10 protein-coding genes and 1 tRNA gene are annotated in these 15329 nt (G+C 43.9%); 1 reads left to right on the top strand and 10 read right to left on the bottom strand.

Annotation, left to right across the window (positions count from 1 at the left end; all coding sequences use genetic code 11):
- Positions 1–23: 23 nt before the first annotated feature.
- The 10 genes from pflB to ACLROL_RS03680 form a co-directional block, all read right to left on the bottom strand.
- A complete protein-coding gene (gene pflB / locus ACLROL_RS03725) occupies positions 24–2108 on the bottom strand; it encodes a formate C-acetyltransferase (RefSeq protein WP_087203272.1) in 2085 nt (694 codons plus the stop codon).
- A gap of 337 nt (positions 2109–2445) precedes the next feature.
- Positions 2446–2518, bottom strand: a tRNA-Lys gene (locus ACLROL_RS03720).
- Positions 2519–2900: 382 nt separating this feature from the next.
- The gene (gene trmB / locus ACLROL_RS03715; RefSeq protein WP_087203273.1) at positions 2901–3548 is read right to left on the bottom strand and encodes a tRNA (guanosine(46)-N7)-methyltransferase TrmB; all 648 of its coding nucleotides are present in this window, start codon (positions 3546–3548) and stop codon (positions 2901–2903) included.
- A 27-nt stretch (positions 3549–3575) separates the two neighbouring features.
- Entirely contained in the window at positions 3576–4352 is a 777-nt protein-coding gene (locus tag ACLROL_RS03710; RefSeq protein ID WP_087210097.1) for a ZIP family metal transporter, read from the bottom strand.
- A gap of 39 nt (positions 4353–4391) precedes the next feature.
- A complete protein-coding gene (locus ACLROL_RS03705) occupies positions 4392–5000 on the bottom strand; it encodes a class I SAM-dependent methyltransferase (protein WP_087203275.1) in 609 nt (202 codons plus the stop codon).
- A gap of 72 nt (positions 5001–5072) precedes the next feature.
- Positions 5073–6986, bottom strand: coding sequence for a 1,4-alpha-glucan branching protein GlgB (glgB, locus tag ACLROL_RS03700; protein WP_413067360.1), 1914 nt, complete (start codon positions 6984–6986; stop codon positions 5073–5075).
- 132 nt (positions 6987–7118) lie between these two features.
- Positions 7119–9476 (bottom strand): AAA family ATPase, encoded by a 2358-nt coding sequence (locus tag ACLROL_RS03695; protein ID WP_413067359.1) that lies wholly within the window; start codon positions 9474–9476, stop codon positions 7119–7121.
- A gap of 241 nt (positions 9477–9717) precedes the next feature.
- The gene (locus tag ACLROL_RS03690; protein ID WP_221919395.1) at positions 9718–10869 is read right to left on the bottom strand and encodes an ABC transporter substrate-binding protein; all 1152 of its coding nucleotides are present in this window, start codon (positions 10867–10869) and stop codon (positions 9718–9720) included.
- 83 nt (positions 10870–10952) lie between these two features.
- On the bottom strand, positions 10953–11732 hold the full coding sequence (locus ACLROL_RS03685) for an ABC transporter ATP-binding protein (RefSeq protein WP_087203279.1): 780 nt from the start codon (positions 11730–11732) through the stop codon (positions 10953–10955).
- The gene (locus ACLROL_RS03680; protein ID WP_413067358.1) at positions 11732–12805 is read right to left on the bottom strand and encodes an ABC transporter permease; all 1074 of its coding nucleotides are present in this window, start codon (positions 12803–12805) and stop codon (positions 11732–11734) included. The genes ACLROL_RS03685 and ACLROL_RS03680 overlap by 1 nt, the downstream gene beginning before the upstream one ends.
- Before the next feature lie 1110 nt (positions 12806–13915).
- Here ACLROL_RS03680 and ACLROL_RS03675 point away from each other — a divergent pair.
- The gene (locus tag ACLROL_RS03675) at positions 13916–15325 is read left to right on the top strand and encodes an amidophosphoribosyltransferase (RefSeq protein ID WP_087203281.1); all 1410 of its coding nucleotides are present in this window, start codon (positions 13916–13918) and stop codon (positions 15323–15325) included.
- Positions 15326–15329: the final 4 nt, after the last annotated feature.

The raw sequence follows: 15329 nt of genomic DNA, 5'->3' as shown, positions 1-15329 counted from the left end.
ATTGTCGTCCTCCTTTAATCGATCTATTCTTCACTATCTAAAGACGCATTCGGTTCACAGCATGCGCAGTCCGGTTCCAGTTCAAATGCGATGTCGTCAAAAAGAATTGCATCATCTTTTCCAAGTGCTCCCGGAATGATGGAGAATGTATTGGAAATACCATCCTGTGCATCTTTGAATGGCAGTTTGGACACAGAGCTTAAAGATGCTACTGCACCATGGCTGTCTCTGTGGTGCATCGGGTTTGCTCCCGGTGCGAACGGTTCTCCACCCTTTCTTCCATCCGGTGTAGAACCTGTATTCTTACCATACACAACGTTTGATGTGATTGTAAGAATAGATGTTGTCGGGATACCTCCACGGTATGTGTGGTTTCCTTTTACATAAGCCATGAACTGATGAACGATATCGTAAGCGATCTCATCTGCACGGTCATCATCGTTTCCGTATTTCGGGAAATCTCCTTCTACCTGATAATCCACAACAATTCCGTTTTCATCGCGGACCGTCTTTACCTTTGCGTACTTGATCGCGGACAGGGAGTCTGCCACTACGGAAAGTCCTGCGATACCTGTCGCGAACCAGCGTGTTACCTTCTTATCATGAAGCGCCATCTGGATTCTTTCGTAGCAGTACTTGTCATGCATGTAGTGAATGATATTCAGAGCATTTACATATACCTGAGCAAGCCACTTCATCATATCTTTGAACTTGTCCATAACTTCATCGTAATCAAGGTATTCGGATGTGATCGGACGGTACTTCGGTCCAACCTGTTTCTTGGAGATTTCATCCACACCGCCGTTGATCGCATAAAGGAGACACTTTGCAAGGTTTGCACGTGCTCCGAAGAACTGCATCTCCTTACCTACACGCATGGAGGATACGCAGCATGCGATCGCATAGTCATCTCCGTGTGTCACTCTCATCAGGTCGTCATTCTCATACTGAATGGATGAAGACTCGATAGATGTCTTTGCACAGAAACGCTTGAAGTTTTCCGGAAGTCTTGTGGACCAGAGAACTGTCAGGTTCGGTTCCGGCGCTGTGCCGAGGTTCTGCAGTGTGTGCAGGTAACGATAAGACATCTTTGTTACCATCGGACGCCCGTCGATTCCCATACCACCGATGGATTCTGTTACCCATGTCGGGTCTCCGGAGAACAGCGCATTGTATTCCGGAGTTCTTGCAAATTTCACAAGACGAAGCTTCATGATGAAATGGTCAACGAATTCCTGAATCTGTTCTTCTGTGAATGTACCATTCTTCAGGTCACGTTCTGCATAGATATCGATAAATGTGGAAGTACGTCCAAGAGACATTGCCGCACCGTTCTGTTCTTTGATAGCAGCGAGATATCCGAAATACAGCCACTGGATCGCTTCCTGTACGTTTTCGGCCGGTCTGGAAATATCAAATCCGTAAATCTGACCAAGTTCTTTTAATTCTTTTAACGCTTTGATCTGTTCAGAAAGTTCTTCCCTTTCTCTTGTAACATCAGAATACATGATCGTTCTCGTTGAATCTTTCTGATGCTGCTTGTCTTCGATCAGTCTGTCTACACCATACAGCGCAACTCTTCTGTAGTCGCCGATGATACGTCCGCGTCCGTATGCATCCGGAAGCCCTGTGATGATATGGCTGGAACGGCATGCGCGCATTTCCGGAGTATAAGCATCAAACACACCGTCGTTATGTGTTTTTCTGTGTTTTGTGAAGAATTCCACGATTGCCGGATCCACATGATATCCGTTTTCTTCACATGCTTTCATTGCCATACGGATACCTCCGTAAGGCTGCAGGGAACGCTTAAACGGCTTGTCCGTCTGGAACCCTACGATTTTTTCCTTAGCTTTGTCAAGATATCCCGGTCCATGGGAAGTGATAGTGGAAATAATCTTTGTGTCCATATCCAGGACTCCGCCTTTTGCGCGTTCCTGTTCAGATAAATCCATTACCTGCGCCCACAAAGCTTTTGTATCTTCTGTCGGCCCTACGAGGAAACTGTCGTCTCCTTCATACGGCGTATAGTTTTTTTGGATGAAATCTCTTACATTGATTTCTTTTTCCCAGATTCCTCCTCGAAAAGATTCCCATTCTTTTCTCATGCGATAATCCTCCTTCAAAATTAAACCCTATAGCGTAAAACGATAACCGTTTCTTGGGGCTATTATAGCTGATTTGTGAAAACCGTGTCAATGCGGTTTCCTGTACTATTTTACGAACAATACTGCACTTTGCCAAAATCCCTACCGATTGTATAGAAAAAAATACAAAACCCGCTTTTTCCTCTATTCTCCCTTATCTATTTTATTTCCTTTTAAACAGATATCCATACTACACATTGGCTATTATCCAGAGATCATTTCTCTCCAAAATTTTCCGGACATCAAAAAAACCACCGCCCCCGGAGCTTTATAGTCTCCAAAAACAGTGATTTCTAAATGCGCGATCAGGGGCTCGAACCCTGGACACCCTGATTAAGAGTCAGGTGCTCTACCAACTGAGCTAATCGCGCGTGCGCTGTGAAGTTTTAATTATTGCTTAACGCAAGAAGTATTATATTACATATTTTTCAAAAATGCAAGCAAATTTTTATATTTTTTTTATTTTTTTCATTTGGCATGGCAGATGCCCCATACCGCGTTCTCTCGGTACAGGGCTGTCTCCTATTTCCCGCAGTCCTTTTCTTTTCTGCAGGAATTGCAGTGGGGATTCAAAATCCGGTGCAATTCTTCGCAGGATTCCACAATAATCCTGATCTTCTGATTCCACCATCGGTTGTCATAGCAGAAACATCCACATTTCCAACAGATTTTTTTCCTGCCCCTTCTCCCCATGCCATCCCTTCTTTCAGAGTGTCTCTTTAACATTCTATGCAGAAGCCCTCTTTCATGTCACTACTCTCTGGAAGCGATCAGTTTGCAGATTGGATTGCCTTTTTGCGAAAATTTCTCTTCGTACTCTGTCATGACGTTGCCTTTATTCATCTCTTCATTGTTGTGCAGGTCAAATGTACTGGATAAAATTTTCCATCCGGCCTCCTCTGCCTGTTCCAATGAAAAGGAAAACAATCCCTGATTGTCCGTTTTGAATTCCACAACGCCGTCCTTTTTCAGTATCTTGTCATATCTTGGCCAGTAGGCTGTGGAGGTCAGTCTGCGCTTGGCGTGCCGCGCCTTCGGCCACGGGTCAGAAAAATTGAGATAAATACGGTCCACTTCTTCCGGCCCAAATACCTCCTCGATCTCAGCCGCATCCATACAGATGAATCGGATGTTATCCGGTTGCTCCTCCATAGCGTCCAGGCGTTCTACTGCACGAAGAAGAACACTGGAATACCGCTCTATCCCGATATAGTTGATCTCTGGATTCTGTAAAGCCAGCGTCATCAGAAACTGCCCCTTCCCCATGCCGATTTCGATACGCACAGGATGGTCATTTCCAAACACCTCTTTCCAACAGCCTTTCCATTTTCTTTCTTCTTTTATCACATAATCATGGGAGGCCAGTGTCTCCCCTGCTCTTGGTATGTTTCGAAGTCTCATTTCTCTCTCCTTTATCTCTTTTCCGCTTTATCCCAGCGCCACGTCAAGTATCATCATCAAGACAAATCCGGCTGCAAAGCCGATCGTTCCGATATTGCTGTGTTCTCCTTCGCTTGCCTCCGGGATCAGTTCTTCCACAACGACATAAATCATCGCCCCCGCCGCGAACGCAAGCAGATAAGGCAGCACCGGTGTAATAAAACGCGCAAGCATGATCGTAACAAATGCACCGACCGGCTCCACCGCCCCGGAGAGCATTCCGTAGAAAAAGGCTTTCCCCTTCCCTGTTCCTTCACTTTTCAGCGGAAGGGAGATGATCGCTCCTTCCGGGAAGTTTTGTATCGCGATACCAAGCGCCAGCGCAAAAGCTCCTGCCGCCGTCATCGTCTCCGTACCAGACAGCATTCCTGCGAACACTACCCCTACTGCCATCCCTTCCGGAATGTTATGTAACGTGACTGCGAGCACCAGCATCGTCGTCTTCTTCAGAGCACACTTCGGCCCCTCCGCTTTCTCTGCGCCTATGTGAAGATGTGGAATGGCCCTGTCAAGCAAAAGCAGAAACGCAACCCCTAAAAGCAGTCCCACAGCCGCAGGAATGAAGGCCAGTTTCCCCATACCCTCCGACATATCCATAGCCGGAATGAGAAGGGACCATACCGAAGCTGCCACCATAACTCCGGATGCAAATCCAAGCAGTGTCTTCTGTACCAAAGGCTTGATCTGTCCCTTCAAAAAGAACACACACCCCGCCCCAAGTGCTGTGCCGAGAAAAGGGAGCAGCAGTCCCACAAAAATCTCCATGTCTATTATCCTCCTGTCTTAATCCCCTTCTCCGCCATCTCAAAGCCGAATGATCATCGCCGGGATTGGCGGGTTATTTGGACGATTGTAATATGAACTCATTATAACGAGATATTTCCTGCTGTCAAGCCCTTTCAGATAGGCCAAAATCCGATCCCGCTCCTCAAATCCGCTGTCTCCTCCGCTGTAAATGCAAAGACTCATCATGCCGTTTTTCTCAAGAAGAGTAAGCCCCTGGCGGATTGCTTCCACGCTGCTCTCCGCCTTTGTGGCAATCTTGTGGTCGCCTCCCGGCAGATAACCGAAATTAAAAACAATACACGATACTTTCCCATATCCGTCTTCTGCTCGTTCCGTCATCTTGGCGCAGTCCGGATCTGATCTCAGGCATTCTTCCATCCGTTCATGCCCGCAGCAGAAAAGTTTGGCTCCTGAATCCAGACCCCACTCTTTTAACCTTGTCCTCGTCTCCTCAACAGCTTTTTCCTGTATATCGAAACCGGCTACTTTCCCTTTACTTCCTGCCAGTTCGCACAACAGCACCGTGTCGTTTCCATTCCCGACTGTGGCGTCGATACAGAAATCCCCTTCTTTTACCTGCTGTCTGATAAAATGGCTGCACCACTCTGTGATTTGGTAGTTCTTCATCGTCTTCTCCTTCATTATTATTGCAAAATCATAAAAAGAAGGAGCACACTTTTCTGTGCGCTCCCTGCACTTTTAAAATTCAAATACGGCTACTCCGTACGGAGGCAGTTTGTACGCGAAAGAATATGGTCTTCCGTCACATTCCTGCTTGATCGCTTTATAGACAAGAGGTCTCTCTTCTCCTTTTCCTCCATACTGCTTATCATCACTGTTCAGAATCAGTTTATACTGCTTCCTTCTCGGAACTCCTACCCGGTAGTCCGCCCACTCCATCGGTGTAAAATTGCAGACGAAAAGCAGATTCTTTTTATTATATTTGGAATGACGTATAAAACTGAAAATACTTCTGTATCCGTCGTTTGCATTGACCCACTCAAATCCATATCCATTCGTATCCTGTTCATACATCGCCTTATTTTTCCGGTATAATTTCAAAAGATCCCGCATAAAAGCCTGAACCGCCTGGTGCTCCGGTTCCGCAAGGAGATACCAGTCAAGCTCCCTTTCCTCGCTCCACTCCCGAAGCTGAGCGAAATCCTGACCCATAAACAAAAGCTTCTTTCCCGGATGGCCCATCATAAATGCATAACCAACCTTCAGATTTGCATATTTATCAAATCCAAGTCCTGGCATCTTGTTGAGCATAGAACACTTCAAATGGACCACTTCATCGTGAGAAAGAACAAGTATGTATTTTTCACTGTACGCATAAGTCATGGCAAATGTCATCTGATTGTGGTGCTCTTTCCGGAAATATGGATCCAGTTTCATATATTCCAGGAAATCATGCATCCAGCCCATATTCCATTTCAAGCTGAATCCAAGCCCGTCGTCCTCCGGATTTCCGGTTACTTTCGGCCAGGCTGTAGACTCTTCTGCAATCATAAGGGCGCCAGGGTTTCTGCCCAATACTACAGAATTGAGGTGCTTAAAGAATTCGATGGCCTCCAGGTTCTGATTTCCTCCGTATTTATTCGGCACCCACTGTCCATTCTGCTTGCCGTAATCCAGGTACAGCATCGATGCCACTGCATCCACACGAAGCCCGTCCACATGGAAGGTTTCCGTCCAGAACAATGCATTGCTGATAAGGAAGTTCTTTACTTCCGCCTTACCATAGTCAAAAATCTTTGTTCCCCAATCCGGGTGTTCTCCTTTCCTCGGATCCGCGTATTCGTATACTGCTGTACCGTCAAAATCTGCAAGCCCATGTGCATCTCTTGGAAAATGCGCCGGTACCCAGTCCAAAATAACACCGATCTTATTGCGGTGGAAATAGTTGATCATGTACGCAAAATCTTCCGGTGTACCGTATCTGGATGTCGGAGCAAAATATCCGGTTACCTGATAGCCCCAGGATCCGTCAAACGGGTGTTCCGCGATCCCGATCAGCTCGATATGGGTATATCCCATCTCTTTCATATATTTTACCGCTTCCCTCGCAAACTCCCGGTAATTGTAGAAACGTTCTTCCTCTTCGCCCGGATGCTGCTTCCAGGAACCGATATGAGCCTCATATATAGACATCGGAGACTCGTCTATATTCCAATTCTTGCGCGCTTCCATCCACACGCTGTCCGTCCACTTGATCCCGGATATATCATGCACTCTGGACGCCGTACCCGGACGCACTTCCGCATAATTTGCAAAAGGATCTGCTTTGTAGAGAAGCTCTCCCTTCTGCGTCTCTATGCAGTACTTGTACAGCTCTCCTTCCTTCATGTCTTTGATAAAACATGTATAGATACCGAGAGGTTCTTCCCGCTCCATCGGGTGCTTGTCTCTGTCCCATCCATTAAAATCTCCCACGACAGAAACTGCCTTTGCATTCGGGGCCCACACCGCAAAATAAACTCCCTTTTTCTTTCCATCCACAACCAGATGAGAGCCCATTTTTTTATATAAATCATAATGCGTTCCCTGACCGAACAAGTACTGATCCAATTCGCCTATTTCATATACTTTTTTCTTTTTTGTCCTCGCCATGATTTCACCTTCTCATATCTAAAGTCATACGTTTATTATACTTGAGGCTTTATCAAAAAGAAAGAGTTTTAACAAAGTTTTTCATTTTGTTAAAACTCTTTTCGTCATTTTTCACAAGTTTTGTCGATTATCTTATTTGAAATCATCTTCTTTCAGAATGATCCGATCTGATTCATCCGTACTCTTTCTGAACACTCTCTTCATCAGGTGTTTCACATTTGCCTTCTGAGAATGTGCAATGGCTTCATCCATGATTTCCTTAACTTCCGCAACTGTAACGAAATGATCCTCCTTCTGCATCACGTCAATCCTGCTGTACAATGCCAGAATTCCCATCTCGTCGATAGTATAACCGTTTTCTTTGGCGTAGGTCTGTCCAAATGTAACAAGTTCATCGTTGATGAAAATAGGAAGTTCTACACGGGATGTAAATTTCCGTTTAAAGTCCGGATTTGCAGAAAGCATTTTTTCAAGAGGACGTCTCTCTTCTTCCAGTATAAAAAGCATTTCTCCAGTCTGTTCTTCCATAAGACTGCTCAGATGGGACAGCGTCTTCTTATTCATCTTACATGCTTTCTCAATGATCAGAGCTCCGCCCTGAAGTTTCTGGATGATGGCTTCCAGATTTTTCTGGTTCAGCGCATCTCCTGTAATGATCGCAACCTTTCCCTGTTTCATTTTTCTCTGCTTTTGTATCGCTTTGACAAGATCCACTGCAAGCACCGTTTTTCCGGATCCTTTATGTCCTATCACAAGGATATTGCCGGTACGTGATGTCCCATATCTCTTTTTACATGTCTTATCCTGTTCCAGTACATGCACGATCTGCTCACTCATTCCCCTGATCGGTACAAAGTAGGAAAACAATTTTTTCTGTTCTTCTGTAAGCCCTGCTTTGAGCCCGATCTCACTTGTGGCGCTCAGATCATATCTTCCCTGCACGACAAATCCGGTATCGAAAGACACGCCGCCCGGAGATGAAGATGTAGCATCTTCCTCATCTGGCTCTTCAATTTCAAGCACTTCCTCTGTCTCCGGCACTTTCGCGAAGATATCTTCCTCTTCATTCTGCTCTTCGTCGTACTCCTCTTCCGGATATTCTTCTTCGTCGTATTCCTCTTCCGAATACTCTTCTTCGTCGTACTCCTCTTCTGGATATTCTTCTTCGTCGTATTCCTCTTCCGGATACTCTTCTTCGTCGTACTCCTCTTCCGGATACTCTTCTTCGTCGTACTCCTCTTCTGGATATTCTTCTTCGTCGTACTCCTCTTCCGGATACTCTTCTTCAACGTATTCCTCTTCCGGATATTCTTCTTCGTCGTACTCTTCTTCTGAATACTCTTCTTCGGACTCTTCCTCTTCCTCCGCAGTTTCACCTGATTCTTCAGCCGTTTCCTCTACCTTCGCTTGTTCTTCAGCCATTTCATCTTCGTCTGACTCTTCTTTCAACACTTCAGACAGCTGAGAAACTTCATCCTCCGGTTCTGCTGTGACACCGTTTTTCTCGTCTTCGCTTTCCATTTCTGCGAGCAGTTTCTGAATGTCATCTGAAAGAATCTTTTCTGTATTACCAGAAACTTTCTGCTTCTCTTCTGCAGCTTTCTGCTCTGCCTCTCTTCTTTTCTCTTCAATTATCTCTGCATTTCTGCGCTGTTTTTCTTCCCATTGCTGAAGAATCTCTTCAATTTTCAGCCGACCTGTCTCGTACACGTCCTCTTCTCCTTTTCCCGCCAATTTCTTCACTTCATCTATTGGCTTTTTGCTGGCAACTGCCATACCAAGCCAAAAAGCATCTTCCAGCGTTTCTGTCGTATCTGCTGCTTTCAAAATGGTTTCCGTCCAGTCTTCCTTCTGCTCCTGCACGCTTTCTTCCCGCTTTTCTTCTGCCCTGTCATATTTCCCCTGCTGCTGCGGTGTGAGCGGCTTGTGTTTCATCTTCAGCTCCATCGCTTTCTGAACGTAAACGCCTTCGCTGAACCACAATATCAGGTCATCGCACTCTTCCATACATTCTTCCGCCATACCTGCGCGGTCATACAGCTCAGCCAGCTCATACGCCCATTTTTCAATATACTCAGCTTTCTTAAATTCTTCAAGGGTCTTGATCTGCTCCTCTATCGGAGCCCCCTGTTCTTTCTGAATTTTATATTTTAGTATGTACTGATTCGGATCCTTCGGTGCAATCCGCACAAACTCTTCATAACAGTCCATCGCTTCATCTGTCTCCCCAAGACGAAGTGCGAGAGTCCCGAGCCGATATACGATTTTTCTGCTCCCCGGACTTCTGTCGTAGGCAATAAACAGGATCTCTCTGCTCTTTTCAAAGTCTGCGTTACACTCATAAATCTCACTTACCGTACACAGAGTGGGAGCATTCTTCACTCTTCTCCAATCAATCGTGTCTGCGATCTCTTTCGCTTCCCTATAAGACTTTGCTTCGACGTATTTCATCATCTGTTCCGTCTTTTCACGGTATTCGTATTTATCCAACGTCACTCACCTCTATTAATTATTTACATTTCCTTCTGGCCAAAAAGGCATACTTTTTATTTTCTTAGTGTACCATACCAGACTTTCAATGTCAAAATAATGGCCTCGTTTTTTTCTCAAATATTACAAATTTATTAAATTTTTATATTTACAGCGTCGTTTTGAAAACAGAAAAAATCTGCATGCCAGCTCCCGTCAAGCAGCACACAGATTCTTTCTCCTTTTATCGTTTTTTGATTGTCTATTCTCCTTTTTGTTTGATCGGAAGAACTGGATTTTCCGGTTCTACCGGATCACCTACTGTAAGACCTTCCATCTCTGCATCCGGACACACCTCTGTCCATGCCATATCCATAATTTCTTCTACTGTCAGATCTTTTTTCTCAATAATTCCAAGACGCAGATAATCTTCTGCAATTTCATGGAGCGCCTGTTCAGTGAAGGCATCAGACAACCCGAAATGAAGAGAATCCCAGAATTCCTGCTGTACTTCTTTTTCGCCTGTCATTTTATCTGTATCATACATGAGCTGTACCGCCTCTTCTGACTGAAGTCGCGCATATTCTCCAGCGCGTTTGATCGCTTTTACTATATATTTGGCATGAACCGGGTTCTTTTTGAGGAATTCAGTGTTCATGGCTGTCACGCAACATGCTTCATCCTGAAACTCTGGGCTATATGTGATGGAACAGATGCTTCTCATCTTATCTTTGTAATTTGCCATCACAAAATAATCTGAGAAGATAGATGCATCCACTTCACCATTTTCCATCGCTGCCACTGTCGCAGCATTGTCCTCGATATTCGGAAATTCCACCTCTGTAGTCGGATCAATACCGTACTCATCCAGCAGCCGATAACTGATGTTCTGATCAGAATTTCCCGGACCATCGTGAATAGCGATCCTTTTTCCTTTCAGATCTTGTACTGTCTTAATGTCACTGTCTGCCGGGACATAAATAGATTTACATCCAATATGTGCTCCGCAGACGAATGTCATTTTTACCCCGTTCGTTACAGGAACGAGCATTGTTGCAATATGATCAGTTCCCCACATACACTTTCCTGTTCCTACTGTCTCCACAACAGATCCACCTTGAACATAAGTCGCATTGATTCCGTACTCTTCATAATATCCAAGCTGTTCTGCCAGATATTTTGCAGATACACATGCTCCCCCATTAAACAGATATTGAAGCTCTGTGCCGAAAGCTGGTTCTTTTTTCATAGCTTCCCAATCTTCCTCCGGCACTGCTTCCGGACGCTCCACATTTTTGCTCTCTGTTGTTTTCCCGGATGCAGCCTTGTCTTTGCTGTCATTCTGTCCACATGCAGCCATGGAAAATGCTAACACAGCAACCATCGCAACTGCCGCAACTTTTTTCAGTTTCATTTTCTTTTCTCCTTTATTTTCCTAAAATATTTATTCCAAAACCGGAATATATTTCATTCCTGGTTTCCAGAAACGTCATGAAATCAGTCTGCTCTGTTCCCTCCAAAGTGCAGCCTGTTCAATATTTCATTTCGATATCGAACAAATGTCTCCGATGACCGATCTCTCGGATACTTTTCCGATATTTTGATATTCGCTACAACACGCCCCGGATTGGCATCCATGACAATCACACGGGTTCCCATATAGATAGCTTCGTCCACATCGTGTGTGACCATGATGGCAAGCTGCCCCTTTTCCTGCCAGATTTTCAGAATCTCATCCTGCATATTCATACGTGTAAAGGCATCTAGTGCTCCCAAAGGCTCATCCAGCAGGAGGATATCTGGTTCATTAATCAAAGAGCGGACAAGAGCCACTCTCTGCGCCATTCCCCCTGATAACTGTCCCGGATAATCATCCCGGAAATTCTCAAGTCCGATAACTTTGAGCATTGTCTCTACTTTCTCCTCATTTCCCCTCAGTTTCCCCTGCATTTTCAGGCTAAAAGCAATGTTATCCTTTACTGTAAGCCACGGAAAAAGCGTTGGCTTTTGAAAAACCATCCCTCTTTCCGGAGATGGTTCCACGATTTCCTTGCCATCCACAGTAACCTTTCCGGTAGTCGGTGCGATCAGTCCCGCTACAAGGCGCAAAATTGTAGATTTTCCGCAGCCAGATGGCCCTACAAGACTGATAAACTCTCCGCTTTCCATTGTAAGATCGATTTCATTAAGCGCATGCGTAACTTCATCATTTTCTATTTTTGCAAAACTTTTGGACACATGATCCAGTTTTAATGTAACTTTCTTTTTTTTTGCCATTATTTTACAACTCCATTCTGCCAACGTAATACACGGCGTTTGATTAAATCAAGAATCTTTGTCACAACTGTGAAAATGATACAGATCACAAACAGAGCCGCAAACATCTTATCATAGCTTGACCACGATTTTGCCCATGTCATATACCATCCGAGCCCAGCCTTTACTCCCATCATTTCCGCGATCATGATCGCAGTACAAGCTGAACTCATGGCCTGTGTACATCCCTGCAGGATGGAAGGCATCGCATGCGGGATTGCAACGCGAAACACGAGCTGCCTCTCCTTTGCCCCCAGCGTCCTAGCCGCTTCAAAAAAATCTTTATCCACATTAGAAATTCCAGTCATAGAAGCTACCGTTACTGCAAACCAGGAGCCCAAAGCGATAATAAACACTGCACCGCCAAAAAGAGATGTCGCGATAACCATAATAATCGGAATCCATGTTGACGTTGGGATCGGACCGAGAAATTTGATGATCGGATCTATCCAATAACGCACTTTCCTGGAATATCCGCATGTTATCCCGGTAATAAGACCAAGAAAAACCCCTATAAAATATCCCAGGAATAAAAGTCGCAATGTGTGAAGTGTGGATTCTATCAGATATGCACGGTCGATCCAGGCAATATTAAGAATTGCGTTCATACACGGAACAAAAGGTTGAGTAAATATCCCTGTCTTTAATGTCAAATAATCGTACCCTGCCAACAGCAGAAACAATGCTGAAAACAGCGGCGCTCTGTAACGGAACTTTTCTAGAACAAGTTTACTTCCTCTGAACTTATTTATCAGTGCAATAAGCCCATAGCAAATGTACGCACAGAGAAATACTATCAATGCTCCCAAGTAAGTATTGGGATTGTCATTGCTGCTTCCATTTGGGACTATTAGATACTCAAGAATCGCAATTATACCGCAGACTACTGGAAATACCATGATGATCCCATCCAGCACTTTTTGTCCGACTGTCTTTTCTTTTGTTTCTAGATCCCGAAGCTGCTGTCGTGTCAACTGCGCAAGGTTTGTGGTGCCCGCACTTTTCTTTTTGTTTGAATCTTTGTTAATTCCCATCACATGTACTCCTTATTTCACACATTCCATCTTAATTACAGGAAAACTGGTCATTTGCAAAAATATTATGCCATAGGAATTTCCGTGCATCAAATTGATAATTTTTGTAATTCGGAAAATTTATAAAATTTGTCAATAAAAAAACAGCCATTACAATTTTTATAAATTATAATGGCTGTTACCTATTCAATTTTAATATCATATTTTTTCCCTTTACCGGAGGAATCTTTCTTTTCGATTTCCGGTTCCCAAAAGCCTTTTTCTTTTTATATACGAACTATAACTCAAAGTCTCCGATTCATTTTCCGATAATGTAATCTTTGATATCAAAATTCTTATATTCCCTTTTATATATAGATAATCTAATTAACTTCCGGATATTCTGCCGATATATTATTTACTAAAAGAAATATTCTTTTTCGTTTCTATGGGTTCTGCCTTTCGCTTCCTCCCCTAAATGATATCCGCGTACTCAATCTTTCTTGTTTTTTCAATTAAATATATTATAATCGGCCAATATAGATTTTGATCTTAGGCGATGTTTCTTTACACATCTTCTAAATTCTTTGAACTACTGACTGCTGTGGTATCTTCCTCAATATGCTTTACAGATTTTGTAAAATCTAATTTCCAGTTTAAACTACATCTCCGATATTTTCTTTCTATAAACTCAACTATTTACTGGATTCCGATTTATTGATAAAGGCTTTCATCATGGGAACCTTCATCTGTAATACCACTTACATATTGAGTTTTAAGTTCTGCTGTGTCCAATGGTTCAAGCCCTCCTCATCCTGATATTTCCAATTTGCTTATAAGCGAAACAACTTATAAGTTTTTGAAAGAACTCTTTCTCGTCAAGTTCTTTTCTTTTTGGATAGCTATACTATAGCATTCCGCCTTCTATTTGTCAATACTATTCTTCGATATTTTTTATTTTTATTTAAATTTTTATTTTTAATTGTTTTATTTTTCTGAATTATTCTTTTTAATTATTCAATTTTCTATTTTTAATTTCTATCTTCATTTACAGGCACATCCGTGCTAAACTTAATAAGTATCATTTATATATTGACATACTGTATAGTTGTGAAAGGAGATTTACACATTATGGGCGGATTTTTTGGCGTTGCTTCTAAAAATGAATGTATCATCGATTTATTTTATGGAGTAGACTACCACTCACATCTTGGTACTAGAAGAGGCGGAATGGCGACACATGGGGAGAACGGTTTCAGCCGATCCATCCACAATATCGAAAATTCCCCGTTCCGTACCAAATTTGACAAGGATCTGGAAGAATTAAAAGGAAATCTGGGAATCGGCTGTATATCCGATTATGAACCGCAGCCACTTCTGATCCAGTCTCATCTTGGAAGTTTTGCCATCACGACAGTCGGAAAAATCAATAATCAGGATGCACTGCTTAAAACGATCTACAAGGATGGACATTCTCATTTCCAGGAGATGAGCAGCGGACAGATCAATGCCACGGAACTGATCGCATCGCTGATCTGTAAAAAAGATTCTTTTGTAGAGGGTATCCGTTACGTCCAGTCCATCGTGGACGGTTCTATGACGCTTCTTCTTATGACAAAAGAAGGAATCTATGCTGCACGTGATCGTTACGGGCGTACCCCGGTAGTTGTCGGCCGCAAAGATGACGCCTATTGTGTGTCCTTTGAAAGTTTTGCATATATCAATCTCGGGTATGTGGATTATAAAGAACTGGGACCTGGAGAGATCGTCTACATGACTCCGGAGAGCGTGGAGACCGTAGGCGCACCTTATGAAAAGATGAAGATTTGTTCTTTCCTCTGGGTATACTATGGGTACCCGACTTCTGCCTATGAAGGAGTCAATGTGGAGGAGATGCGTTACAAATGCGGAAGTCTTCTTGCCAAAAGAGACGCCGGAACGGTACATCCGGATATTGTGGCTGGTGTTCCGGACTCCGGTGTGGCCCATGCCATTGGATATGCCAACGAATCCGGCATCCCATACGCCCGCCCATTTATCAAATACACTCCGACATGGCCTCGTTCTTTCATGCCTACGACACAGAGCCAGAGAAATCTGATCGCACGTATGAAACTGATCCCTGTACAAGCTCTCATCGAAGATCGGAAGCTTCTTCTCATCGACGACTCCATCGTCAGGGGAACACAGCTGCGCGAAACAACAGAGTTCCTGTATCAGAGCGGCGCCAAAGAGGTCCATGTGCGGCCGGCCTGCCCTCCGCTTCTGTATGGATGCAAATACCTGAACTTCTCCAGATCAAAGTCCGAACTGGATCTGATCACAAGAAGAATCATCAAAGATTGGGAGGGCGATGCTTCCGAGGAAGTTCTTGCAGAGTATGCAGATCCAAACAGCGACCGGTATCAGAAGATGCTGGATGAGATCTGCCGTCTCCAGAATTTCACAAGTCTTCGTTACCACCGTCTGGACGACCTGATCGAATCCATCGGAATCGACTCCTGCAAGCTTTGTACGTATTGCTTCAATGGAGTGGAATAGACAG

The sequence above is a fragment of the Sellimonas sp. genome (assembly GCF_047234585.1).
GTDB classification, from domain to species: domain Bacteria; phylum Bacillota; class Clostridia; order Lachnospirales; family Lachnospiraceae; genus Sellimonas; species Sellimonas caecigallum.
The sequence above is the reverse complement of the archived record's forward strand: the minus strand, read 5'-3'. Positions and strand labels throughout refer to the sequence as shown.